This window comes from Flavobacterium sp. 2755, assembly GCF_031455715.1.
Lineage (GTDB): Bacteria > Bacteroidota > Bacteroidia > Flavobacteriales > Flavobacteriaceae > Flavobacterium.
Genome location: NZ_JAVDTG010000007.1, coordinates 302,937 through 328,811, shown reverse-complemented (window position 1 = coordinate 328,811; position 25,875 = coordinate 302,937). Strand labels below are relative to the sequence as shown.

Below are 25,875 nucleotides of genomic sequence, written 5' to 3'. Positions count from 1 at the left end.
ATAAAAAATGAAAATCAAAATAACAGCAGCAATATTAGTAAGCATGCTTTTTACGATATCATCATGTACCGATCTGGATGAGCAATTATATGATAAAGTAGAAGATGGAAATTTTGGAAATACTCCAAAAGAAATTGATGCATTAGTTGGCGGGGCGTATTCTTCGTTAAGAGGTTTCGCCGATGGAATTTCAAACAATTATCCAACCTGCGAATACGTATTCTTTTTGAACGAAACAGTTTCTGATGAAGCTACAATTCCTACCAGAGGAACAAACTGGTACGATGGCGGGCAATATCAGGATGCACAAAAACATACATGGAAAGCAGACAACCGTATGATTCTTTCGGCTTGGCGTTACAACTATACCGGAATTGCAAAAATCAACTCCATCATTTATCAAATCGATAAATCGTCATTGACAGCTAATGCAAAAGCACCAATTTATGCAGAATTAAAAGCGTTAAGAGCGTATTACTATTACAATCTTTTAGACTTATTCGGAAATGTGCCAATTGTTGTAGACTTTGCAGATACAGCACTTCCAACAAATTCTACAAGAAAACAAGTTTACGATTTTGTTGAAAAAGAATTAACAGACGCAATTCCGCATTTAACTGGAAATGTAGTGTATTCAAAAATGACAAAAAATGTGGCTTATGCTCTTTTAGCAAGATTATATTTAAACTCAAAAGCTTTTATAGGAACAGAGCGCTGGCAGGATTGTATCGACATGTGCCAAAAAATTTCAGGCTATACATTAGCTCCTGATTTCTTTGCCAATTTTGCAACTCAAAACGAGAAATCTCCTGAAATTATTTTCGCAATTCCTTACGATTCAAAAGCAGGAACAGTTGGAAATTACATGAGTTCAATGTCTTGTCATTACCTTCATAAATTGACAATTTCTCCAGTTGGAGATTATCCTTGGAGCGCAAACGGAATGTGTGCGCAGCCGGGAGTTTATTCTGAATTTGCTGATACAGACAAAAGAAAAAAATGTATGGTTGCCGGAGATCAGATCAATTTAGCAACCGGAACTGTAATTACAATGGATAACGGAGAACCATTAACCTATACAGAAACAGTTACAAGTGTTGCCGATGCTAAAGAAAATGAAGGTGTTCGTTTAGGAAAATACGAAATGAAAGCCGGAGAAACATGGGAACGTGATCACGATTTAGTAGTAATTCGTTATGCCGAAATTTTAATGATGCAGGCAGAATGTTACGTTCGTTTAGGATCTGCAGATTTAGCAAAACCTTTTGTACAACAAGTTACTGCACGTGCAGGAGAAGAAATGCCAGCAACAATCGATCTTAACTTTATAGATAAAGAATTGCTTAAGGAATTTACTTTTGAAGGAAGAAGAAGAACTGATAACATTCGTTTTGGAACTTTCTTCCTGCCATGGTGGGAAAAAGGAACAACAGAAGCTTACAAAGCAATTTTCCCTATTCCAAGTACCGTTTTAACAACAAATAAAAACCTGAAACAAAATCCTGGGTATCCTTTGAATTAGGTTCAAAAATGTCAGTCTTCCATGTTGGTTAGTCGTGGAAGGCTGACATATTTATAAGAATATTTTTGCCACAGATTAAAAGGATTAAAAAGATTTAAAAAAATGTTTCACGCAGATTTTGCAGATTAAAGCAGATCTAATTTTAATGTATAATAAATCTGCACAATCTGCTTAAATCTATTAAAATCTGCGTGAAATAATTTAATCACAGATAGTGAGCAAATAAAGACAATAAAAAATCATTCTAATCTTTTATCCCGATAGCTATCGGGAGTGGCAAAAAATAAAAACAAAACATCAATATGAAAAGATATATCACATTATTGTTTTTTGGGATAATGAACATTGTAATCGTTTCCGGATGCAGCAGCGATGACAAAAGTCCCGAAGAACCAGTAAAACCAGAAGTACTTAAACCTGTTGCCGTTGAAAAGACAAACAGCACCAAAATTTATGTACACTATATGCCCTGGTTTGAAACCAATGAAAGCAGTGCCGATAAAAAATGGGGATACCACTGGACAATGGCAAACAAAAATCCGAATACTATAGGTGCAAACAACCGCAGGGAAATTGCTTCTTATTATTATCCTCTTATTGGTCCATATCATTCGGGAGATAAAAATGTGATTGAAAATCATTTATTATTGATGAAATACTCAGGAATTGATGGTGTTTTGATCGACTGGTACGGAACTTACGATGTCAACGATTACAGAATGGTAAAAGAAAACACAGAACAGCTTATTGCCATGCTCGATAAAGTGGGATTGGAATATGCAATTGTTTATGAAGACAGAGTTACGACAAATGTTGTCAATGCCGGAAAAGCAATTTCTGTAACCAGTGCAGCAAAAACAGATTTAGCTTATATGGAGAAAAACTATTTTGATGATGCAAATTATATCAAGGTAAACGGAAAACCATTGTTATTAAATTTTGGGCCAATTGTATTGCAAACGCCTGCCGAATGGACAAACGTTTTCAATAGTATAACGACAAAACCAACTTTTTTAACCCTTTGGGATCAATCTGTAGAAGCTGGAGCAAATGCATCTGGGGAATATGCTTGGGTTTATAAAAACAGTACCTATCTAACAAATTTTTATACCAATACAAAACCAAAACTTTCTGTAGCAATTGGAAGTGCTTATCCTGGTTTTAAAGATTTTTATGCCGAAGGCGGAGGCGGAGCAGCAATTGGATGGACAATTGAACACAATAATGGCGCAACGCTAGACGAAACACTTTCTATGGCTAAAAATGCCAATTTAAATTACCTGCAGCTAATTACGTGGAACGACTTTGGAGAAGGAACCATGTTTGAACCAACAGTTGAATTTGGTTACTCGTACATCGAAAAAGTAAAAGCATTTGCGGGAGTTAAAAACACCGAATCTGTATTTCCGGATATAAGTAAAATGTATAATCTGCGAGTAGAAAAGAAAGGCAATGCCGATGCTCAGAATAAACTGGATCAGGCTTTTAATTATTTTGTTTCCATGCAGCCCGCAAAAGCAAAACAGTTAATAAACGAAATAAAATAAGAGTTGTAATTAATACAATTAAATAATGAAAAACATAAGATATAGATACTGTATAATTGCTTTAGCGTCAATATTAATTTACGCCTGCAGTGCTGGTACTAAAAAAACATACAAAATTAATTCGCCGGGAAAAGTAACCGAATTAGTTTTTGAATTAACTGTTTCAGGTCAGCCTCAATACAGTTTTACTTCAAACGGAAAATCAGTTATAGAACCTTCGTTAATGGGATTTGAATTTCAGGGAATTCAAAAAATGACTGAAGGTTTTGAAGTGGTTTCGACTGAAGAAAAATCTGCTGATGCAACTTGGGAACAGCCTTGGGGAGAATTCAAAAAAGTTCGCGATCACCATAACGAATTGATTGTTCACTTAAAAGAATCAAAAGGAGAAGAGCGTTTAGTTGATATTATTTTCAGAGTATTTGATGATGGTGTAGGATTTAGATATGAATTTCCAAAACAGCCTAATTTAGGAAAAGTGAAAATTTCAAACGAAATCACGCAATTTACCTTTAAATCAAATAATGATGTTTGGTGGATTCCGGTGCACCGCGAAAACAGTTATTACGAAAGTGAATACCGTAAAACGACAATCAGCAAAACAGATACCATAAATACACCGGCAACTTTTGAAACAAAAGAGAATTTATACGTGGCAATTCACGAAGCCAACTTAACCGATTTTGCTTCAATGACACTTTTAAAAACAAGTGATAAACAATATAAAAGTGATTTAGTGCCGTGGGCAGATGGCGTAAAAGTATATGCTGAAACGCCTTTTAAAACGCCTTGGAGAACCGTAGTTGTGGGTAAAACTCCGGGAGAAGTTGCAACTTCTACAATCATGCTGAATTTAAATGAGCCTTCAAAAATTGAAGATCTTTCGTGGATTACGCCTTCTAAATACATCGGAATTTGGTGGGGAATGCACTTAGAGAAATTCACTTGGGGGCAAGGTCCAAAACATGGTGCTACAACAAAAAACACAAAAGAATATATTGATTTTGCTGCGAAAAACAATTTTGACGGCGTTCTGGTTGAAGGCTGGAACGAGGGCTGGGACGGCGACTGGACTGCCGATGGTTCTGCATTTAGTTTTGTAAAAGCCTATCCGGATTTTAATCTGGAAGAAATTACAAAATATGCTGCCATAAAAAATGTTCGGTTAATAGGTCATCATGAAACTGCTGGCGCTTCTAAACATTATGAAGGCCAGCTGGAAGATGCCTTTAAATTGTATCAAAAAATGGGTGTAAACTCGGTTAAAACAGGTTATGTAAACAAATATTTGGACAAAAAAGAATGGCACGACAGCCAATATGCCTCTCGTCATTACAGAAAAGTAATCGAAACAGCGGCCAAATATCACATAATGATCGACAATCACGAACCGATAAAAGGAACAGGAATTCAGCGTACGTATCCAAACTTTATGTCACAAGAAGGCGGAAGAGGTCAGGAATACAACGCGTGGTCTGTAGACGGCGGAAACACGCCTCAGCATTTAACAACTTTACCGTTTACAAGAATGCTTTCAGGTCCGTTTGATTACACACCGGGGAATTTTAATTTTGATTATAAAACACCTTCTGGAGCAAGAGTGCAAACGACTTTGGCAAATCAATTGGCGTTGTATGTTATCATTTTCAGTCCGCTGCAAATGGCTTCAGATTTACCGGAGAATTATGTTGACAAACCAGAATTTCAGTTTATAAAAGATGTTCCGTGTACGTGGTCAGATACTAAAGTTTTGGATTCTAAAATTGGAGAATACACGACAATCGTTCGTAAAGACTGGGACGAGAAAAACTGGTATTTAGGTTCGATTACTAACAAAGATGCCAGAGATCTTAAAGTAACTTTATCTTTCTTAGACAAAGGAAAAGAATACGAAGCCGAAATTTATGCAGACGGAGCAGGAGCAAACTATAAAACAAATCCTTATCCGGTTACAATTTCAAAACAAAAGGTAAATAACCAAACCGTTTTAAATATCAAATTGGCAGCTGGTGGAGGAACAGCTATAAAATTTACTCCAATCGAGAAATAAGAAGTTTAGATTTTTTGAGTTAAGTTTGAGTGGATGAACCCGATATCTTGAAAAAGGTGTCGGGTTTGTTTTTTATTAAACCATATAAGTTATATAAGTTCATTTAAATGTATGCGCATAATTTTTTTAACGCAAAGAGCGCTAAGTTTTTTTTGATATAGATTGCATTTAAAATGCGCAAAGTTCGCAAAGCTTTGTGTTGATTAGATTGTGTATTTTAACGCAAAGCACGCTAAGATTTTTTGATATAAATTGCATTTAGAATGCACAAAGTTCGCAAAGCTGTATCAACATAAAGCTTTGCGAACTTTGGTTTTATAAAAACCTAGCTTATCAAAAAATCTTAGCGTCCTTTGCGTTAAAACCTTTGCGAACTTTGCGGTTAAATTTTTAGATTCCTATAGGAACCTGAAGCGTGAAACTTTAAACCTGAAACAAAAACTCAATGTTTATAAAACTTGACATGATTCCCAAAGCTGTAAGTTGCCGCCAAAGTTGGCCCATTATAACCCCATTTAAAGAAACCATCAATTTTTGGTCTGGTTACATCAAGTCTGAAATTTAAGCCGGTATAACCCGCTGTAAGACTGAAATTTTTATAAACGTTGTATAAAACCGATAAATTATAACTGATAATTCGGCCGTCGATATCGTCAATTTTTAGGGCAAAATAATTTACGTTTGCATACAGTCCCACTTTTTTTCCAAGGACAAATTCACCCCAAATACCAATATCGGGTAAAGGAGCAGTAAAGCCTACATTGTCGTGAGCTTCTACTTGAGCTGTTTGTCCTTCCAGTCTTATACCAACATCGGCAAGCAAAACGTGTGCACCAATTAATAAACCCAATTCATATTTTGGTTTAGAAATAATGGCATATCCATACGCAAATCGAACCATTTCGTTATTCATAAAAGCCGAAACTCGAGTATTGACTTCGTAAGTATTATCTTTAAATTCGATTGTTTTTTGAAGTGTTTTTTCAGAGTTTCTTTTCAAATAAAAATATTCCAGATTAAAACGGGATCTTCGGGAAGCGCGCCATTCAAAAGCACCAAAAAAGGAAACCGTATTCGTTTCAAAACCTAAATCTTTTTCAAAATCAATATCAGTTCCAATTCTTCCGCCCGTTCCGTTAACTTCAACTTCGGTATTGTTTACGGGAAAGAATACACCTGCCGTTGCTTTAAATCGCCTTCCGTGCCACGGAAGATCATCTGCTGTGTTCTGAAATTCATCTGAATTATTTTTTTCAATAGTTACAGTCGTTAAAGTATTTTCATTTGTTATTTCGGCGGTTGTTTGTGCGTTTGCCGAAAAAAAGGAGAGAGGAATTATCAAAAAATAAACTAATTTTTTCATGGTATTGAGGTTTTAGGTTTATTAATGAGATTACAATCATTAAAGTTAACAAAAAAAATCACGCAAATTATTTTTATCTGATTTTATTGTTTTGATTTTCAAGTGTATATGAAAATTGTTGTCGGATAATGCTTATTTATAAATGAAGTTTAAACACCTTGTACATGTCAAAAATTAAGAATGAGTTTTGTCATTGCCATTGTGATTGCTTATATTTGAGTATAAACCTTTAGATATGAACAAAGCTTTAAAGCAATACCTCGTTAAGTCTTTTATAATTTTAGCAGTAATTCATTTAGCCTATTTTTTATATGGCTATTTTACTTTTGAAGGAATTAAGAAAATTGATATTTACTCAGAGTTTTACAGATTTAAGTTTTATGATGATATTTCTATTTCCCACTTTTTTATAAGCGGATTGTTTTTGCTTTTCTTTCTTATTTTTTTATTGAAGAATCATGCGAGACAGCGTTATTCTTTTGGAAAAGTATTGCAAATAGGTATTTTTTTATTGCTGATTTCGTTTGTGAGTTTGACATTTTTTATCAGTTTTAGTTTTGGACAAAATGCAAAGCTGAAAGGAGAATTATCGGAGAAAAGTTATAACAAAGACAAAGAACTGCTCAATGTTTTGAACCCGTTTTTATATAGCTGGAATTCTTATTATTCAGAAAAACTGTTTAATTACGAAAATATCTTATATCCAAAACCATATCCTGTAATTAAAGAAGAAAAACAAGAACTGATTTATCACGATCAATTTGGTACAGTAACGACTTATTACAGTATTGATACGCTGAAAGTTTTAACCGAAACCTATAATAAAGTTTCTAAAAAAGCAGATTCAATTTTTGATTTTGTCGGATTAGATGTAAATATTGTAAAAGACAGGATTATCAAACAAACAGTTGTTGGAGACAGCACACAAATCGTATTTAAAGGAACTGAAGTAAGCCCGGAATATGATAAAGACATTTGTATTTTTCTTGAAAACAAATCGCTTTATAAGCCAGTGAATGGTGAATCAATTGAAAAACAGCAATATGAAGCTGCTGTAAAAAGATACAATTTGGTATATAAATTCAAAAAAGATTCACTAACAAAGCAATTTCAAAAACTAGATACTTTATTTAAAAAATATAATATAGAAACTAATATTAAGCCAGAAAGATTAACTGCTGATGTTTTTCTCTATGCCAAAAATCAGGAAAGAGATTTACAAGGATTAGAAAATTACTTTGACAGAAAAGCCCTGAATGAAAAATTCCAGACTTTAGAACGTTATTTTTATCAGCCAAATTATCTTCATCCTAATATTTTACCCATATTTATTGCTGTAGTATTAGCGGTTTGGTTAGGCTTGTTTTTATTTTATATTCCTTTTAATTATATGAAAAGTAAAAAGTTATGAGTTTTGAGTTATGAATTATAAGTTATATGGCTTTTAAATAATTTAATTTATTGACGTTCCTGCAAGGTTTTTAAAACCTTGTAGGTATAAATATTTCAAGTAAATTGATATGATATAGAAACCTACAAGGTTTTAAAAACCTTGCAGGAAACGAAAAACTGTACTCAAGAGAATCTAAAATCTGCAATCTAAAATCTAAAATCCCCTCTCTAAACTCGATTATAATCTGCACGCCAGTGAACAATCGCTTTTTTTATGGCATCTCCGCTGAGGTTATTTTTTAAAGCATCCTCAAGTAACGGAAGAAATTCATCATCTGGAGCAAATCGTAACGCAAAAATTTGATCATCGGTTAATTTGTGTTCAAATTCTTCCAGTCTTTTATTCGTTAATGTAAAGTAGCGATAACGTAGTTCTAAGCGCACAATTCGGTTTTGTAAAATAAGCGCATAATGCTGGCGAAGCATATAAGCGAGGAAAAATAAAAACACAAAAACTACGCTTATAAAAGACCAAATAAGAGCATCATTTGTAGTAGTAGCAAAGTAAATACTAAATACAAGAAATACCGTTAAAACAGGATAATACACAAAGTGGTGCGGAGTGTAAAACCGAATATGATTGTAGTAAGTTTGAATTTTCATAATTGGAATTTTATGTTAAATGTAGAAAAAAAGAAAGCTACCCTAATAATTTAGAATAGCTTTTTTCTCAAAAATAAACTAACATAACCAATGTTCTCTTTATAATCTAAACTTGTAAAAAGTTTGTCTTAGTAATATCTATAATTTTAAAAAGCCTCTTCTTCATCAATCCTTCTAAACTGTGGCTTTGATTTCTTAATTGTAAAATTATAGTATACTGAGAAATTTCGTGTTATATTTTAAAGTTTAAAAGTTATATTATTTCAATATTTTGAATTTTATTAGCCACGAATTTTATAAAGAACCGATAATCTTCCATTCGTCTAATTTGGATTGAAAAGATTTGCTGGCATTTGCCGGACTTGTGGACGGAAGTGTAATAAGCGTATAGGTTTCTTTTAAATGAACATACTTTTTAAAGAATGCTGCCGCTTTTTGTCCGTTAAATAATATCGTATTTATTTTGGGATGCTGTTGCAGGAATGTCTCAAAATCATTGGCGATTTCGTTTTTTATAGCGCTGTCTAAACTTCCTACACGGTCACAATATTGTAAAACATCCCAAAGCGCAATTTTGTTTTTAAGCAAAAGCGCTTTTTTGGTTTCGTAATCATTCGAAAAATCCTCATTAAAAATAGTAAACAAAAACTTCCAGAAATTATTCTGATTATGTCCGTAATATTGATTGAGTTCTAAAGATTTTGTTCCGGGCATCGTGCCTAAAATCAGGATTTTAGAATCACTTGAACTTATAGGGGAGAAGGAATAGCTTTTCATTGATTGAATTAAGAAATATTTTATTTGAGTTAAACTTATAGAGATAAGTAATTATAAAACAATTGTAGAAAATTATATAACATTTTTGGTTTGTGATTGAGCGAACTTTGGATATCTGCTTTTTAAACAAAAATGCTATTGGTTTAAGAATCATTTAAAATTACAGAATTTAAATCGAAACAAAATGAAAATAGTTACTATACATACAGAGAAAATTCAAAACATATTTGAAGAGTTGAATAAAAACTTCGGCGGAAAAGTAACTTTTGACGTTGATGAATATACACTTGAAGTAAACAATAATTTTGCAAAAGGTTCTATTAGCGGTGCTTCTTTTAATGATAATATTTCATACGTTCAATTTGATATGACTTTTTCGGTTGATTTAAAAATGAATGTAAATAACGGAATTTCATCTCCATTATATTTTGCCTATTGTTCTAAAGGAAATCTTTCACACAGTTTTGGAATTCATGGCGAAGAGCATAAATTAAAAACTTTTCAGACTGCAATTGTAACTTCAAAATTAAACCAGGATAATGTTTTGCTTTTTGAAAAAGATAAAAAAACAAAATTCACATTAATAATTGTGGGAACACAATCAACTCAGGCAAATTCTTTAAACCAAATGGTTAGGGAAACGTTTTTTGAAGAAAATCTTAACGGAGAATTCTTTTATGCCGGTTCATACAACTTAAAAATTGGTGAAAAAATAGAACAGTTAAACGCCGTAACGCAAACCGGAGTGGTTAGAAATTTATTGAAAGAAGGTATTTTGAGAATCATTCTGGCAATGGAAATCCAGCAGCATACAGATGATTTAAATTCATTTTCGAAAGAAGCAAACTGCTTAACTTTAAGAGAAATGGAAGAAATAAAAGAACTTTCAGAATCTATAAAAGCAAATCCCGAAGAACCTTTTACCATTAAATCATTAAGTAAAAAATCGGGTTTATCGCCAAATAAACTTCAGGAAGGTTTTAAAATGATTCACAACAGAACTGTAAACGATTATATCACCCACATGCGCGTTCTAAAAGCCGAAATCCTAATTAGAACATCAGACTTAAATATTTCTGAAATCGTGTATTGCATTGGTTTTACAAGTAGAAGTTATTTCTCTAAAATCTTTAAACAAAAATTCAACTGCAGTCCAAAAGAGTATAAGTTTAACTTGAATCCTTTGGCAGTGACTGCCTAGTCAAAGTTGCTAAGGTTCTAAGATACTAAGATGCTAAGTTTTTTCTTAGCAACTCAGAAACTTAGCCGCTTAGCATCTTAAAGAAAATTAATGTCGTTAGCTTTAAGCAACATATATATATACAAAAACGCTAAGGTTCTGAGTCGCTGAGGTTCTAAATTCAAATTAGAGGCTCCAAACTTAGGATCTTAGTTTTTTTTAGTAACAAAGTGGCAAAGAAACAAAGCTACAAAGGTTAAAAACTTTGTCCCTCTGTCCCTTTGCCACTTTGTTACTAAAAAAATCTTTTGCCAAAAAAAGATTTTTTTATATATTTGCATAACTAGTTATATAATTAATTATGATATGGAATTTTTTGACAAAGTAGGTAAAGCGGCTATAGGAAGTCGTTTACGATTAATGACAGCGGTTTTAACAGATGATGCTTCTAAAATTTATGAATTATATGGAGCCGATTTTGTTCCGAAGTGGTTTCCTGTGTTTTATACGCTGACAGAAGAAAGAGAATTAACGATTACGGAAATTGCAAATGAAATTGGACATTCGCAGCCTTCGGTAAGCAAGATTATTCAGGAAATGACGGCTGCCGGATTGGTTCAGGAAAGTTTAAAAACAGATGATAAACGCAAAAACAATGTTGTTTTGACTGAGAAAGGTTTTTTGTTTGCGAAAAACATTCAACAGCAATTAAAAGATATTGATGTTGCGATTGAGAATTTAATTGCCGAATCTAAACATAATCTTTGGGCAGCGCTTGAGGAATGGGAGTTTTTATTGGGACAAAAATCAATGTTTAAAAGAGTAAGCGATCAGAAAAAAATCCGCGAAAGCAAAGATGTCAAAATCGTCGAATACAAACCAGAATATCAGGAAGCTTTCAGAGCGTTAAATGTAGAATGGATTTCAACGTATTTTGAAATGGAAGAAGCAGATTATAAAGCACTCGACAATCCCGAAGAATATATCTTAAACAAAGGCGGAAAAATTCTAGTGGCTTTGTATGAAAACGAACCCGTAGGAGTCTGCGCGCTTATTAAATCCAATATTCATGACTATGATTTTGAAATGGCAAAAATGGCCGTTTCACCAAAAGCACAAGGTAAAAATATTGGCTGGTTATTAGGACTGGCAATTGTTGCAAAAGCCAAAGAATTAGGAGCAAAAAAGATTTATCTGGAAAGCAACACAATCTTAAAACCTGCTATAAATTTATATTATAAATTAGGCTTCGAGAAAGTCTTTGGTCTGGAAACACCTTATAAAAGATGTAATATTCAGATGGAGCTTAAAGTTTAAGAAAGTTGCTAAGGTTCTAAGTTGCTAAGAAAAAAAACTCAGCAACTTAGAACCTTAGCATCTTAGAACCTTTTTCAACGCCCAAACCTATAAAAATCTAAATCCGGATTTTTTTTGTTTTTAATAGAATCAACGATCGAATTCATTCCGATTACGCTGAAAGTGATTCCGTTGCCGCCGAAGCCTAAGACGTAATGGATATTTTTTTTCGGGTCTGGTTTTCCAAAATAAGGAAGACCATCTTTGGTTTCTCCAAAAGTTCCAGCCCAGGAATAATCTAATTTGAATTCTACATTTGGGAATCGCCTTTTAAACTGACGCATTAAAGAAGCTTCTTTTTTGGGAATCAGTTTATCTCGTTTCCTGGCATCTCTAAATTCTTCATCACCTCCGCCCATAATGATTCGGTTATCCGGAGTCGCGCGATAATAATAGTACGGAGAAGAAGTATCCCATGCAACAGCATTTTTTAATATTGTCGGTAATTCAGGAACAATTTCAGAAGCCAGTGCATACGTACTTTTTAAATCAACGATTTTTTCTTCAATAGTTTCAGTGCTTTCATAACCGCTGCAGTACACAACGTGATCTGCCGTTATGGTAAATTTATTTTCGGTATGTGCAATGCATTTTCCTTTTACAGTTTGTACAGAAGTAATATTCGTTCTGTCATAAATCTGCATGCCGTTTTGATGGCAGTAATACAATAAATCGTTCGCCAGTTTGAACGGATCCATAACTGCTGCAGTTTTAGATTCGATGGCTGCAATCGCGTTTAAACCCATTTTTTCAAGTTCGTATTTATTGAGCCAGGTTACATCAAAATCACGTTGTTTTCTAGCTTTAAATTCGTTCTTTAAAAACGGAATATCTTTTTTGTATGAAGTAAAATAAATACTCTTTTTAAATTCAAATCCGCAGTCGCTTTCTACGGTATCAATTATATTTCGCAGGTCAAAAATAGCTTTCTTACCGTTTCTGTAACTATCGACAGCGCATTTTTCGCCCCGAAGTTTAATCAGTTCGTGCAGCGGAACATCAATTTCATATTGAAGCAAAGCGGTACTTGCAGCTGTACTTCCGTTTGCTACGTCCCGGCGGTCAACAAGTACTATTTTTTTTCCTGCGGTAATTAATTTATAAGCCATTAAAGCGCCTGTTATTCCTCCTCCAACAATTAAAATCTCAGTTTTAATATCAGAATCAATAGAAGGATAACTGGTATTCATGGCACTTATAAGTGGCCAAAAAGTTTCTGTAGAGCGTAATTTCATTTCTTAGTCGTATTTCGTGAAGCACGATGTTTAGTTCTGTTTTTATCTTTGTACTCATGCTGCGAATGCGCTTCGGTCAGCGAATGAGAGGTGCGGATGCTTTCGTCTTTTTTTGCAAGTTCAGCCAAGTGACGGTAAAACTTCTGAATAATAATCATTTCATCTTCGGTCATATTTTCAATATCTACCAGACTATTACTTGAGTGTTCATTTGAAGCTACCAGTTCGTTTAGTTTTAATTGAATAGCCAGTGAATCTTTGTTTTGGGCTTTCTGAATTAAGAAAACCATTAAAAAAGTTATGATTGTTGTTCCGGTATTAATAACCAGCTGCCAAGTTTCAGAATAATCGAAAATAGGCCCCGAAACTGCCCATGCCAGTACAATAACAAAAGCACCAATAAAAGCAGTTGTGCTTCCGGCTGCTTTTGAAGTTTTTGAAGCGAATTTTTCAAATGCACTTCCGCCATTTTGTTTTTTCTTTTTCATTGCCTTATAAATTAGCTTTTCTTTTTGCTGACTTTTTCTTTTTTGATCACTTTATTATTCTTTTCGTCGTAAACTGCATCATAAATTTTCTGACCTGTTTTACTGAAAATTTTAATTTTAGGATCTTCATGTGTTCCGGTTATTACAATTGGAAAACCAATAATACCACCCGGCGGAAGTCCTAAACGCATTCGTAAATCCAGCAATCCGTCAAAACTTGTTGTTCCTTTTATGGTGGGTTTAAAACTCGCCACACTAAATGTAAAAGGCTCAATATGAATTAAATTATTATCAATGTTTGATTTGATTTCGATTCCTTCCATTTTAGGATCGTCCAAACCTTTTTGTCCCGTTTGAGAACTGACGCCTTCAAATAATTTTAAACCTTTAATTTTTACATCACGAAGATTAATAGTTCCGCCGCCTTCAAGCGATTCGTAAATAGGTCCCATGTTTCCGTTTAAATCTCCTTTTATTTTATAATCAACAGAAATAATTCCCTGCGCTTTTTCGGCAGCTGTAACCATATCATGAAACATCGGGATTTCTTTGTAAGCACGCTGAACGCTGAAGTCTTTTGCATTAAAATGTGCATCAAAATGAGCCGTTGTTGGCGATTCATCTTTATAACCGGCATTGATGCCCACAATACAATCGATAATATTAAAGGTGGTATTTTCTAAAAATAAAGCCCCTTTTGTAATGCCTACTTTTCCGGTAAGTTTATTTAAGTTTAATCCGTTATATTCTACTTTATCAGCATTTGCGGTAAGCGAAACATTTAAGTTTCTGGGAACCAAAACAACGCCGCTCATTTTTGGGTGATCTTCTTTAGCATATTCCACTTCCAGTTTTCGGTCTTTATTTTCACCTTTTTCCAGCGCCATAAATTCATCTACATTAATCAATTTTGATTTTAGATTGAAATCTCCGCTTAAAGTTCCGTGCGATTCCAGAAAATAATTAATTGTATTTAGAAGATATCCGTTAATATCAAAATCAGATTTTCCGTAAGAAGCATAGAATTTTTCAAACCACATTTTTTCATTCTGAAAACGGAAATTTCCCTGCTTGATAAAAAACGGTTTCGGAAATAATTCTGATGTTGCTTTGATGTTTTTCAACAGAATTGTTCCGCGATTATCCAGTTTACTGTATTGACCCGTTGTGGCGTAACTTTGTTTTCCTTTAAGAGATAAATCAGCTTTTGCGTAACCCGTTACATCAAGGCCTTTTTGGGAAAATACCTGATAGATTCGGCCAACGTTTAATTCGCCTTTAATTTTTGCATTGTAAGCCAAATCGCTGAAATCAGATAAAGTGGCGTTTACATACATTGGGTTTCCTTCAAAAACAAATGATGCAGGTGCAACGGCCACGATCAAATCTTCATAAGTTCCGGCTTTGTTCAACACATTGGCAACAAAAGTAATATCAGTAATTGGGTTAGGATAGGAGTCTGTTTTCAGCCAGCCGTTTCTAAGCGAAATACCGCCAATTGTTTTAGGAAATAATTTTTTTGAAGTACTAAAAAGCCCTCTCGCCTGAATATTAGTTTTTAAAAGTCCTTTTAATTCCACGGTATTTAAACCTATAGCAGCGTCGACAACGGCAAGATCAAGAGCACCTTTTACACTGGCGTTGATGTTCATTTCGCTTAAACCTTTACTGTGTAAATACGCATTGAAATAATCTTTTTCGCCCACTTTAAATCGTAAAGTTCTAAGGTTTACAAGCAATTGTTCTGTATCAAGAGAAGGCAGAATGGCGTTTAAATCCATTTGGAAATCCGTTAACGGAACGGGTGCATTTTGATAATTTATTGCGCCATCTTTCACTTTTAGATTAAAAGCTAAATTGGGTTTCTGTTTTTTCGAAACGTTATAATCTCCTTTAAAAGAAAGTACTAAATCACTTTTTCCGGAAATTTCAGTTTCATCAAGCCAGGTTAAATATTCCGGAGGCATTACAGAAAGTAAATCTTTTACGGTCGTATTTTCTGATGCTGCTTTGATATTGATTTTATAACCATCTTTTAAAATAGTAAATAAACCGGTAAAGGTTAAAGGAAGTTTATTAATCTGCAATTCATTTTTTTGAAGAATAAACGAAAGTGCATGTGTATTGATTCTGGTAATTAAATCAGCACTTACGGCTTTTTTTCTAAGATAAGCGGTTCTGTTATAATAGAAATCTAACGTATCAATTTTAGCATCGGTATTTAAATCGAAAATATCGTCACTTAAATTTCCTTTTCCAACATAATTAAAACCTTTTGCATCGATCAAAATCTTGGCAGATCGGTCATTGTATTTTACATGACAGTTTTCTAAATCAATTCGTTCCAGTTTTATTGCCGTTCCTTCTTCGGGAGCATTTGGATCTTTTTTCTCGTCTTTTCTATCTTCTGGTGCAACATAAATATTGTAATTGGCTTGTCCTTTTTCGTTGACCATTACATTTATTAAAGCATTCGAAACGTATAATTTATTGATTTTAACTTCACTGTCAAAAATTAGTCTTTTTAAATTTATCCCAAACGCAACCTGCTCTGCTCTTAGTAAAGTATCATTACTAAAAGGCTTTGAACCTGTCATTGACAAATCATCAAGCGAAACAGTTAACGATGGAAAATGCGTAAAAAATGAAAGTTTGGACTTAGAAAATTCGAGTTTGGTGTCTAAACGTTCGTTGGCAATCTTTTTAACTTCTGAGGCAACTTTTCCGGGAAATAATAATGGAAGCAAAAAAAGTAACAGCAGGATTCCTGCTATTACTATTCCCGTCCATTTGAGTATTTTAAGGCTTATATTTTTAAACGAAGTTTTCATGGCGTAGAGTATTTATTATTTCTTTTCAGCATCTTTCTTCTCAGCGTCTTTTTTTGCTTCTTCAGCTTTTTGCTTGTCTTGCTTTTCTTTCTCTTCTTTGGCTTTTTCCTGTTTTTCTTTTTCTTCTTTAGCTTTGGCTTCTTTTTCTTTAGCCTCTTTTTCCTGCTGTTCTTCTTTTTTCTCTTTTATTTCTTCTTTCTGTTTTTCTTTTGCTTTCTCTTTTTTCTTGAAGTAACCTCTAAAAAGGAAATTGCTTTTGGCAGCTTCCATATTTTCGCTGAAACCTTTTGTGCCGGTTTCTAAATTTGAAAGCGTATTTGAAACGCTGTTTGCCATTTTATCATCGCGGACTAATCGTGCCAAAGCGCCGTTACCGTTATTCATACTGTGGCTGAAAATGGCAAGTTCATCAGAAATAACGCCTACATTATCAACACTTTTTTTAACGCTTTTCATAAGGTCAGCCATTTCTATTCCGTTTACAGAAGCAATTGCTCCGCCATTTTCAACTATTGTTTTTGATTTTACTCCGGGAGAAATAGTAAGGACTTTATCGCCCATTAATCCGTCAGAACCAATACTGGCGCGCGCATCTGTTTTTATAAATTCGCGGACTTCATCTTTTATAACCATTGACACTACAACTGATGAATCATTTATTAATCTGATTTCTTCAACTGTACCAATGTTAATTCCTGAAAAACGGACGTTGTTTCCCACTTCTAAACCGCTTACCGTTTTAAATTTTGAGGTTAAGTTGAATGTTGAACCAAACAGGTTTTTTTGTTTTCCGATAAAATATATGGCCATTATAAAAAGCAGCAGCCCAACTGTTACAAACATTCCTAATTTCCAAGTATATCCAGATTGCTTCTCCATGATTTCTAGTTATTTATTTTTGCTGTTTATTCAAAAAATGAGCGTACCCATTCGTCTTCATCTTTTTCTAATTCTTCGTATGTTCCTTCAGCGTGAATTACGCCGTCTTTTAAAACCATAATCCTGTCGGCCGTCATCTTAGCGCAGGCCATATCGTGCGTTATAATGATTGATGCCGTTTTTTGTTTGTTTTTTATATCGAGAATTAATTCACTGATTTCTCGTGAAGTAATTGTATCTAAACCTGTAGTAGGTTCGTCGTATAAAATGATTTCAGGCTTTAAAATCAGGGTTCTTGCCAAACCAATTCTCTTTCTCATTCCGCCAGATAATTCTGCCGGCATTTTATCGATCGCGTCACTTAAACCTACACTGTCAAGCGCTTCAATGACTTCACTTTCAACTTCTTCTTCTGTTAAATCCCTTTTGTGTGCTCGTAATGTAAAAGCGAGGTTTTCTCTAACAGACATGGAATCGTATAAAGCACCGCTTTGAAATAAAAATCCAATTTTGACTCTTATTTGGTTGAGTTCGTCTTTTGAAACATTCAGCACATCTTCGCCAAATACTTTTATTTCGCCTTTGTCTGGTTCTATTAATCCTACGATACATTTAATTGTTACCGATTTTCCTGATCCCGAGCGTCCTAAAATCACTAAATCTTCGCCTTTGTTTACGGTAAGATTTACTCCTTTTAAGATCGTATTGTCTTTGCCAAAAGTTTTATGCAAATCTTTGATCTCGATAATGGGACCTTGATTTTTTTCTTCTGATTTTGGTTCGATATTTTGGTCTTCTTTAATCATCTTAAAAAAATAAATCGGTTATTTGAACTGCTACCATATCGATAATAAATATGGCCAATGAAGCGGTAACTACGGCAGAGTTTGCAGCTCTACCCACACTTTCTGTTCCGTTTGCGGCATTAAAACCTTTATAACATCCAATCATTCCTATAAAAAATCCAAAGAAGAATGTTTTTATGGTTGCCGGAATCACATCTAAAAATTCGAGAGACTGTACAATCTGCGTTAAAAAACGATAAAAATTAACATCACCATGAATGTTGATTCCTATATATCCGCCAACAATTCCCACTGCATCTGCAAAAAATACTAATATGGGAACCATTAATGTACAGGCTAAAATTCTGGTTACAACCAAATAGTTGTAAGGATTAATGGCCGAAACTTCCATGGCATCGATTTGCTCCGTAACTTTCATAGAACCTAATTCGGCACCAATTCCAGATGAAATTTTTCCGGCACAGATTAAGGCCGTAATAACAGGCGCAATTTCTCTAATTAAGGAGAGTGCCACCATTCCGGGAAGCCAGCTTTCGGCTCCAAATTTTACCAAAGTTGGTCTGGATTGAAGTGTTAACACTAATCCCATAATAAAACCTGTGATTGCCACTAAGGGCAATGACTTATAACCGATGATGTAACATTGTTTCAAAAACTCTTTTGCCTCATAAGGAGGAATAAAAACCTCCTTAAAAAACCTCTTGGCAAACAATGTTGCGTCTCCAATTTGTGCGAATGTATTTTTTAGGCTGAGAATCAAAATGTTTAGTTTTTAAGTTAGGTGTGATTTGAAAATCAATTATTTAACAGTTTATGGTACTTTTTAAATTATATATGAAAGTTACTTCTATACTTGTTAAAATACTTTACACAACTTTTTTTGTGCCTTATATAATTTTCATGAAATCACAATATTTTTATGAATGCTGCGTTACAGGAATTCTATAGAAAACAAAAGGGCTGTCTCAATTTTAAGACAGCCCTTTTATGTATCGGTTATTCATTCCATAGGAATGTTTCGTAGGTAGAAGAAAATGCGGATCAGCGACATTTACGTTCCGTAGGAACGTTTGATTTTGAAATTTTTTTTAATAATCTGGCGTGTCAAACGTTCCTACGGAACGTAAACGATGATAACGATATAATTTTTCTACCGACGAGATGTTCCTCTGGAACATGGTGAAATATAAAATAAAATGGGCTGCTCTTATTTTGAGACAGCCCATTTAAAATTAAGTATGTTGTAATTGTTTATTCTGCAAATTTTTTAAAGATGGAACTGGCAACGTGACCGCCAAAACCAAAAGTATTACTCATCGCATAATTCACTTCTCTGGATTGTGCTTTGCCAAGTGTCAGATTAAATTTATCTGCAAATTCTGGTTCTACTTCTTGTGTGTTTATTGTTGGCGGAACGATATTTTCCTGAACCGCTTTAATGCAGGCAATCGCTTCAATTGCTCCGGCACCACCAAGTAAATGTCCGGTCATTGATTTTGTGGCACTAATATTCGCATTCGGGTTTATTCCAAATACTTTTTCCACGGCTTTAAGTTCGCTTAAATCTCCCGTTGGAGTAGAAGTTGCATGTGCATTAATGTAATCAATTTGGTCTGGAGAAATTCCGGCTTCTTCAAGAGCAAGTTCCATTCCTAAAACTGCACCTTCACCTTCAGGATGTGTTCCTGTTAAATGGTACGCATCTGCGGCTAAACCTCCGCCCACAATTTCGGCTAGAATTACAGCATTTCTTTGTATGGCGTGTTCGTAGCTTTCTAATATGACAACGCCGGCTCCTTCGCCCAAAACAAATCCATCCCTTGTTGCATCAAATGGACGTGAAGCTTTGCTGTAATCATCATTTAAGGTAGACAATGCTTTTGAAGCATTAAAACCGCCAATGGAAGATTCTGTAACCGAAGCTTCAGAACCTCCGGTGATCATCATATCGGCTTTTCCCCAGCGAATATAATTGAAAGCATCAATGATTGCGGTATTGCTTGCAGAGCAGGCTGCAGCCGTTGTATAGTTTATTCCGCGAAGTCCGTATTTAATCGAAATAACGCCTGAAGCTATATTCACAATTCTTTTCGGAATAAAAAACGGACTGAATCTTGGTGTTCCGTTTCCTAATTTATATTCTCCAATTTGTTCTTCAAAAGTTGAAATTCCGCCGTCGCCGCATCCCCAAATAACTCCAATTCTGTTTTTGTTTAAAGAATCAAAATCGATATTGGCATTTTTTACCGCTTCATCTGCCGCATACAAGGCGTATTGCGTGAAGAGGTCGTATTTTCTAATTTCGTTTTTTTCAAAAATAGACGAAGCATCAAAGTTTTTAACTTCGCATGCAAATTTAGTTTTGAATTGTGTGGTGTCAAATCTTGTTATGGGAGCTGCACCGCTGACTCCGTTAATTAATGAATTCCAAAATTCCTGAACATTATTTCCAATGGGAGTTACTGCTCCTAATCCTGTTACTACAACTCTTTTCATTATTTTTTAGGTCTTAATTCTGTTAATATTGTTTCTCTTACCAAGTCAAAATCATTATCGTTTGTAAGTCTTGAAAGCTGTACAATGGCAACCATGTTGGTGATGATCATTATGGCTTTTGTTCTTGGTTCCATTTCAAAATCGAATATTTTGAGTTCTTTTCCTTCTATTAAAACTTCCGTCAGCCAGGTAATTACAATTTGGGCAAATCCCTGCAATTCTGTTTTTATGGATTCGTCGAGCGTATTTAAATCTGTTGCTAATGATCCTACAATGCACACTTTATTTTCTTTTTTAATTTGTGTTTGTACATCTAAAAAAGCTTCTAGTTTTATTAAAGGTGATTCATTGGCTACTCTTTTCTTTAAAGCCTCAGTTCTGGCAATATGTTCTTTTATAGTCGCCACGCCAAGATCTGATTTAGTAGGGAAGTGGTAATGAATAGAAGCGGTTTTTATGCCAATATCATTTGAAATATCTTTAAAACTAAAAGCATTGTAGCCTTTGTTTCGAATAAACTGATCTGCTTTTTCTATAATATTTTCCCGTGTTGTCATAGCTTCAATTTTTTGACAAAGATACTACCTATTAGTAGATAGGCAAATTTATTTAGTTTATTTTTAAGATGAATTATTGCTGAAAACAAAAAATCCCTCTCATTAAGAAAGGGATTTTCCGGGTTTAATAGAATTTTGGTCAGTCTATTGTGTGATAAAATTACAAATTTGAAATTACAAATCCCAATTTGTAATTTGGAATTTTTTAATTGGATTTCTTCTAAGAGTTAATCGCTACTCCGGTTCTCAATTTATTTATGGGAATAACTTTTGATTCGTCTTGAGCAAATTTTTCCATTATTAATCTTGCGGTTAAGTAACATACGGTTGATTCTGCACCTTGATTTAAGTTTACATTGTTTTTTTCAAGACCGTCATAACCACCACCGCTTACGGGATTGTACATAATTTGATTTAAATGATTTTTTCCTAAAAACCAGTTAAATGCAATTTTCATTTTCTTTCTGTATTCCGGAGTTTCAAATGTATTATAAAAAGCATTTAAAGTCTGAATTGTGTAGGTAACATCAATTGGCTGTTCTCCGTATTGCTGCGGTTCTGCGCCTTTGTGGTACCAGCTTTGATTGGAAATTGCTTTAAAGTTTCCGTCTGAAAATGTTTTCGACAATAAGAAATCTAAGGAATCTAATGCTACTTTTTTGTAAACAGGTTTGTTTGTAATTAAATAAGCGTATAACATAGATTCCGGCAGAATTCCGTTTCCGTACGTTAAATAATTTTCAAACCACTGCCAGTCTTCTGATGCGGTATCTTCGTAATTTGCCAGTAATTTAGCATTTAGTTTATTGATGATGGCTGCCACATATAAATTTGGAACTGCATTATGATACAAGTACAAACCTTTTGTTGCAAAACCAATAGAACGCGGCGACTGAATATTTTCTGCCCATTTTAAGGAATTCAGAAAACATTTTGCTGCTTTTTTAGAAATGTTTTCCGGCAGAATATCTGAATTTGAAACTACAGTTCCTAAAGCCCAAATTGCTCTTGCATTTGAATCTTCCAGATTAACTTCGGCATTTTGTTCAATATGTTCACGGTTTTCCTGATCGACATAATTGATGAAATTTCCTTTTGGTTTCTGACATCTTTCGATAAAATCCAAGTAAATTAAAATATACGGAAGATCGTCTTTATCTCTGGTTAATTTGTAATGTGCACAAAATGCGATCAAAGCACGTGCATTATCATCTAAAGTATAACCTGATTCTAAATCCGGAACCGAAATTTTACTGAACTGAATAATTCCCAAATCTGTGGTTAATCTTTTAATATGTCTTAACTGAATATCCGGATAACTGTATTTGATATCTGATGGATTTTCGATTAATTTTTTATAAGTATCCATGTGTGTTAATGCTGCATTTTCCCAAGATGAAGCTCTCATTTTAGTAAAGGCATTGATTCCCATTTCACGTCTTAAATTTTCATCAGAAATCAATTTTAATGTTTCTTCTGCAAATTGATCCACATTTCCAATATCAACCAAAACGCCGCAGTCTGAAGTTAAAACTTCTCTTGTATGCGGAATTTTTGAGGCAACCATTGGGCAGGCGCAGCTCATTGCATAAGCAAAAGTGCCGCTTACAGCCTGGTTTGGATCTTTTGAAGTAAACAAATAAATATCAGTTGCTTTTAAATATTCTAAAAGTTCATCGGTATCTAAATATTTATTGATGAAACGAACATTGTTGTGTAAATTTAATTCGTCAACAAGTCCTTCCAGTTTGTCTCTATAAGTATCAACTCCTTCTTTAATTAAATTTGGATGTGTTTTGCCAATAATTAAATATAATACATTCGGTTCTTTTTCGACGATTTTGGCCAAAGCCTGTAAACCGGTTTCGATATTTTTTCCTTCGCCCAAAAGTCCAAAAGTTGAGAGTACAATTCTGTCCTGAATATCAAATTTTACTTTTGCTTGTGCTGGTTCTTCATAAATTACAATATGGGTTCCGTGTGGCACAGTTGTTATGATATCTTCTTCAATATCATAATCGTTTATCAAAATTTCTTTTGACTGGTTGGTCATTACAAAAACAGAATTACTGTAGCTTAAAAGTAGTTTTACAAAGGTTTTCAATTCGTTATTCGGGTTTGGAATAACGCTGTGAAAAGTATAAGTTATAGGCTTTTTTACTGCATTTAAAAAGTCTAGTAAATGATCACCATAATTACCGCCAAATAAACCAAATTCATGTTGAATGTGAACTAGTTTCACATTTTTATCTTTATTAATTTCTTCGGCAACTTTTGTGTATTCGGCTCTTTCTTTTGTATTCAATGTAAAGGCCTGCGTTGGATTTGTCTGCGGCTTATCGACTAATTCGCAAATTTCGCAGGTTATTGATTTACCAAAAATATCGGTAATTCCTTTAATGGTATCTTGAGTATAAGTTGCTATGCCGCATTGTGTTGGAGGAAATGTTGAAAGAAAAACAATTTTCGATTTATTTGATATCTTCTTCATGGGGATGCTGTTTTAGTTCTGTTAATAAGTCGTCAAGGTTCAGAGTAGCCGCCACAATTTTATAATCGGCGACACCATAATAATATAATAGTATTAAAAATGGCTTTTTATTGAGAAAGACACCTAATTTACATAACCGTGTCTTTTATAAAATTGAGCTATGCAGCCAGTTTTTAATTTTGAATAAAATTACCTTGGGAACGCAGCGGTAATTAACTCAATCGATCAAAAAATTAACTCTAAAGCTTCTGGATGGGAATTGTATAACGTTGAGACTAAAATTCTAAAACTAGCGGATAATTTTATGATTTATAACGGATTGCGATAATAAATATACCATTTGAGTTAATGGTTTTTGTAAGTAAAAGGGAACTTTGAGAGACAAACAAATCGGACTTGTAAAAAGTCATATTTTATAACTTAAATTTTGATGTTATGTTACGTTGGACAGTCACATTTATAATTCTAGCTATAGTAGCCGGAATTTTTGGTTTTGGAGGAATTGCTGCCGGAGCCGCTAGTATCGCAAAAATTTTATTCTTTATATTCTTAGTTTTATTTATTATCTCATTAATAAGCGGAAGAACAAGAGTTTAAAATCTTAGTTTATTGTTTAAAAAAGCGAAATCAATTGTTGGTTTCGCTTTTTTGTTTTAATCTATACTTATATTTTTAACGCAAAGTACGCTAAGGTTTTTATAAAACTCAAAGTTCGCAAAGCTATGTCAACACAAAGCTTTGCGAACTTCAGCATTGAAAATGCAGCCTTTCAAAAAATCTTAGCGTGCTTTGCGTTAAAATTATTGCGTTAATTTAATAACTCAAAACTCATATCTTATAACTTTTCTTAGTTACAAAAGCGATTGGTAAACCAATGCAGACGATTAAAATTAAAACAGAAATGATTAACGGAAGATCGAATTCTTTTGATGGAAGATTAGGAAATACAATGGGAAGTACAATAAGGTTCATTACAATCCAGACAAAGATTCCGTAGACAATTCCGGAAACAATAATATTCTTTTTCAAAATAGGAACATGAGGATATATCTTATAATAAAAATAAGCAAAAGCCAATGCTATAAAATAATGCAGCAATAAACCATAAAAAACCATTTGTGCACCGCCTGTATAGGCATGCTGTTTAAAAACACTGCTGGCAATAGACTGCAGAATTTTCTCGGCAGTTGTTTGATGTAATATAACAGAGTAAACGAAAATTGCAGCCAGAATATCTAAAGTTCCAGCCAGTAAACCAGAGAATAAAATAGTTTTAGATTTTGATATCATTCATTTAGAGTTTAGTTATGTATTGAAAAATACTATTTAATTGATGTGTATGTCTTTGGGTGTGAACTAATGCAAAATCAATCCATTCGTACATGGTGAATTTGTCAAAACCGGGAACCTGAAAATCTAAACAGGTTAAGGTTAAATCGTATTTTTCGGCACAATCTAATAATTCAGATTCAAGTCTGAGCAATTCTATATTTAATGCATTTTTATTGTATTCTTTTTTCTCTGGTTTCAGGAATACCGGAGCATCCATTTTTATGGTGAAGTTTAAAAACAAACCTTCAATATCTTTAATTTTTTCGTCGGGTTTTCGGGTTGTTTTTTCCGTATTTCCGGCAAATAATTCAGGAAATCCGGAACAGGCTAAAATAATATGCTGTACAACTTGCCCGGGAGTCCAGCTTCCTTGAAAGGGAATCTGATTTAATTCGTTTTCAGAAAATTTGGATAGAATATTATTTAATTTTTTGAATGTTTCAACAATATCTTTTTGAACGTCTGTCTTCATATTATTGATTTTTAAGATTTAATTTACGGAGGTAATCCACCAGACATTTCCAAAAGGATCTGTTACGCCGCAGGTTCTGCCGTAATCCTGATCGCTTAATCCCATTAAAGAAACGGCGCCGTTTTCTAATGCTTTTAGATACGTTTTATCGGCATTAAGAACGTAGACAAATAAGTTGGCCGTTTGCTTTGACCAGTCTTCAGTTTCATCGGTTACCATAATTGTGCTTCCGTTTAAGGTAATTTCGGCATGCATTATGGTTCCGTCTTCGCGGAGTGCTTTTGAATGTGTTTCTGAAGCTCCGAAAACATTTTTTGTAAAATCTATAAATTGCGATGCGCCTTTGAGGATAAGGTAAGGCATTACAGTTTGATGTTCTGCAGGTAAATTCATTTTTTGTGGTTTAGATGTTAGTATCTCAAAAATACGATTTTTATT

General features: G+C 33.9%; 22 protein-coding genes. 7 read left to right on the top strand and 15 right to left on the bottom strand.

What is annotated here, in order from left to right:
• Positions 1-7: 7 nt before the first annotated feature.
• The 3 genes from J2Y38_RS17550 (at position 8) to J2Y38_RS17540 (ending at position 5,119) form a co-directional block, all read left to right on the top strand.
• Positions 8-1,522 (top strand): RagB/SusD family nutrient uptake outer membrane protein, encoded by a 1,515-nt coding sequence (locus J2Y38_RS17550; RefSeq protein ID WP_309845052.1) that lies wholly within the window; start codon positions 8-10, stop codon positions 1,520-1,522.
• 302 nt (positions 1,523-1,824) lie between these two features.
• Positions 1,825-3,069 carry a glycoside hydrolase family 71/99-like protein gene (locus J2Y38_RS17545; RefSeq protein WP_309845051.1) on the top strand — a complete coding sequence of 415 codons (1,245 nt, stop codon included), beginning with the start codon at positions 1,825-1,827 and terminating at the stop codon, positions 3,067-3,069.
• A gap of 25 nt (positions 3,070-3,094) precedes the next feature.
• Positions 3,095-5,119: a glycoside hydrolase family 97 protein gene (locus J2Y38_RS17540; RefSeq protein ID WP_309845049.1), complete on the top strand. Its 2,025-nt coding sequence runs from the start codon at positions 3,095-3,097 to the stop codon at positions 5,117-5,119.
• Positions 5,120-5,561: 442 nt separating this feature from the next.
• Here J2Y38_RS17540 and J2Y38_RS17535 read toward each other — a convergent pair whose 3' ends face one another.
• On the bottom strand, positions 5,562-6,482 hold the full coding sequence (locus J2Y38_RS17535) for a hypothetical protein (RefSeq protein WP_309845048.1): 921 nt from the start codon (positions 6,480-6,482) through the stop codon (positions 5,562-5,564).
• A 235-nt stretch (positions 6,483-6,717) separates the two neighbouring features.
• On the opposite strand from J2Y38_RS17535, the gene J2Y38_RS17530 reads away from it, so the two are divergent.
• Positions 6,718-7,893 (top strand): hypothetical protein, encoded by a 1,176-nt coding sequence (locus tag J2Y38_RS17530; RefSeq protein ID WP_309845045.1) that lies wholly within the window; start codon positions 6,718-6,720, stop codon positions 7,891-7,893.
• A gap of 209 nt (positions 7,894-8,102) precedes the next feature.
• On the opposite strand, the gene J2Y38_RS17525 is transcribed toward J2Y38_RS17530, so the two are convergent.
• On the bottom strand, positions 8,103-8,537 hold the full coding sequence (locus J2Y38_RS17525; RefSeq protein WP_309845044.1) for a DUF6526 family protein: 435 nt from the start codon (positions 8,535-8,537) through the stop codon (positions 8,103-8,105).
• Positions 8,538-8,831: 294 nt separating this feature from the next.
• Complete coding sequence (locus J2Y38_RS17520) at positions 8,832-9,314, bottom strand: DNA-deoxyinosine glycosylase (protein ID WP_309845041.1); 483 nt, start codon at positions 9,312-9,314, stop codon at positions 8,832-8,834.
• Between the two features lie 184 nt (positions 9,315-9,498).
• On the opposite strand from J2Y38_RS17520, the gene J2Y38_RS17515 reads away from it, so the two are divergent.
• Together J2Y38_RS17515 and J2Y38_RS17510 are read left to right on the top strand one after the other, a co-directional pair.
• Positions 9,499-10,515, top strand: a complete 1,017-nt coding sequence (locus J2Y38_RS17515; protein WP_309845039.1) for an AraC family transcriptional regulator — start codon at positions 9,499-9,501, stop codon at positions 10,513-10,515.
• A 345-nt stretch (positions 10,516-10,860) separates the two neighbouring features.
• The gene (locus J2Y38_RS17510; RefSeq protein WP_309845036.1) at positions 10,861-11,811 is read left to right on the top strand and encodes a bifunctional helix-turn-helix transcriptional regulator/GNAT family N-acetyltransferase; all 951 of its coding nucleotides are present in this window, start codon (positions 10,861-10,863) and stop codon (positions 11,809-11,811) included.
• 74 nt (positions 11,812-11,885) lie between these two features.
• On the opposite strand, the gene J2Y38_RS17505 is transcribed toward J2Y38_RS17510, so the two are convergent.
• The 9 genes from J2Y38_RS17505 to J2Y38_RS17465 form a co-directional block, all read right to left on the bottom strand.
• The gene (locus J2Y38_RS17505) at positions 11,886-13,085 is read right to left on the bottom strand and encodes an FAD-binding oxidoreductase (protein ID WP_309845034.1); all 1,200 of its coding nucleotides are present in this window, start codon (positions 13,083-13,085) and stop codon (positions 11,886-11,888) included.
• Positions 13,082-13,573 carry a low affinity iron permease family protein gene (locus J2Y38_RS17500; protein WP_309845031.1) on the bottom strand — a complete coding sequence of 164 codons (492 nt, stop codon included), beginning with the start codon at positions 13,571-13,573 and terminating at the stop codon, positions 13,082-13,084. Before J2Y38_RS17500 ends, J2Y38_RS17505 begins: the two co-directional genes overlap by 4 nt.
• An 11-nt stretch (positions 13,574-13,584) precedes the next feature.
• Positions 13,585-16,404: an AsmA family protein gene (locus tag J2Y38_RS17495; protein WP_309845029.1), complete on the bottom strand. Its 2,820-nt coding sequence runs from the start codon at positions 16,402-16,404 to the stop codon at positions 13,585-13,587.
• A 15-nt stretch (positions 16,405-16,419) separates the two neighbouring features.
• The gene (locus J2Y38_RS17490; protein WP_309845026.1) at positions 16,420-17,283 is read right to left on the bottom strand and encodes an MlaD family protein; all 864 of its coding nucleotides are present in this window, start codon (positions 17,281-17,283) and stop codon (positions 16,420-16,422) included.
• 26 nt (positions 17,284-17,309) lie between these two features.
• Positions 17,310-18,089, bottom strand: coding sequence for an ATP-binding cassette domain-containing protein (locus J2Y38_RS17485; RefSeq protein WP_309845024.1), 780 nt, complete (start codon positions 18,087-18,089; stop codon positions 17,310-17,312).
• A 1-nt stretch (position 18,090) separates the two neighbouring features.
• A complete protein-coding gene (locus J2Y38_RS17480) occupies positions 18,091-18,849 on the bottom strand; it encodes an ABC transporter permease (protein WP_309845023.1) in 759 nt (252 codons plus the stop codon).
• 491 nt (positions 18,850-19,340) lie between these two features.
• Positions 19,341-20,585, bottom strand: a complete 1,245-nt coding sequence (fabF, locus tag J2Y38_RS17475) for a beta-ketoacyl-ACP synthase II (protein ID WP_309845020.1) — start codon at positions 20,583-20,585, stop codon at positions 19,341-19,343.
• Positions 20,585-21,142: a TetR/AcrR family transcriptional regulator gene (locus tag J2Y38_RS17470; RefSeq protein WP_309845018.1), complete on the bottom strand. Its 558-nt coding sequence runs from the start codon at positions 21,140-21,142 to the stop codon at positions 20,585-20,587. Before J2Y38_RS17470 ends, fabF begins: the two co-directional genes overlap by 1 nt.
• Before the next feature lie 220 nt (positions 21,143-21,362).
• A complete protein-coding gene (locus tag J2Y38_RS17465) occupies positions 21,363-23,633 on the bottom strand; it encodes a glycosyltransferase (RefSeq protein ID WP_309845015.1) in 2,271 nt (756 codons plus the stop codon).
• 435 nt (positions 23,634-24,068) lie between these two features.
• Here J2Y38_RS17465 and J2Y38_RS17460 point away from each other — a divergent pair, with 435 nt between their 5' ends.
• The gene (locus J2Y38_RS17460; RefSeq protein WP_073417710.1) at positions 24,069-24,230 is read left to right on the top strand and encodes a DUF1328 domain-containing protein; all 162 of its coding nucleotides are present in this window, start codon (positions 24,069-24,071) and stop codon (positions 24,228-24,230) included.
• Between the two features lie 231 nt (positions 24,231-24,461).
• On the opposite strand, the gene J2Y38_RS17455 is transcribed toward J2Y38_RS17460, so the two are convergent.
• From J2Y38_RS17455 to J2Y38_RS17445, 3 genes are read right to left on the bottom strand one after another with little or no spacing between them, the layout of a single operon-like run.
• On the bottom strand, positions 24,462-24,923 hold the full coding sequence (locus tag J2Y38_RS17455) for a DUF1440 domain-containing protein (RefSeq protein ID WP_309845013.1): 462 nt from the start codon (positions 24,921-24,923) through the stop codon (positions 24,462-24,464).
• Positions 24,924-24,927: 4 nt separating this feature from the next.
• Positions 24,928-25,437 carry a DinB family protein gene (locus J2Y38_RS17450; RefSeq protein WP_309845010.1) on the bottom strand — a complete coding sequence of 170 codons (510 nt, stop codon included), beginning with the start codon at positions 25,435-25,437 and terminating at the stop codon, positions 24,928-24,930.
• Between the two features lie 18 nt (positions 25,438-25,455).
• A complete protein-coding gene (locus J2Y38_RS17445) occupies positions 25,456-25,830 on the bottom strand; it encodes a VOC family protein (protein ID WP_073488292.1) in 375 nt (124 codons plus the stop codon).
• Between the last annotated feature and the right edge of the window lie 45 nt (positions 25,831-25,875).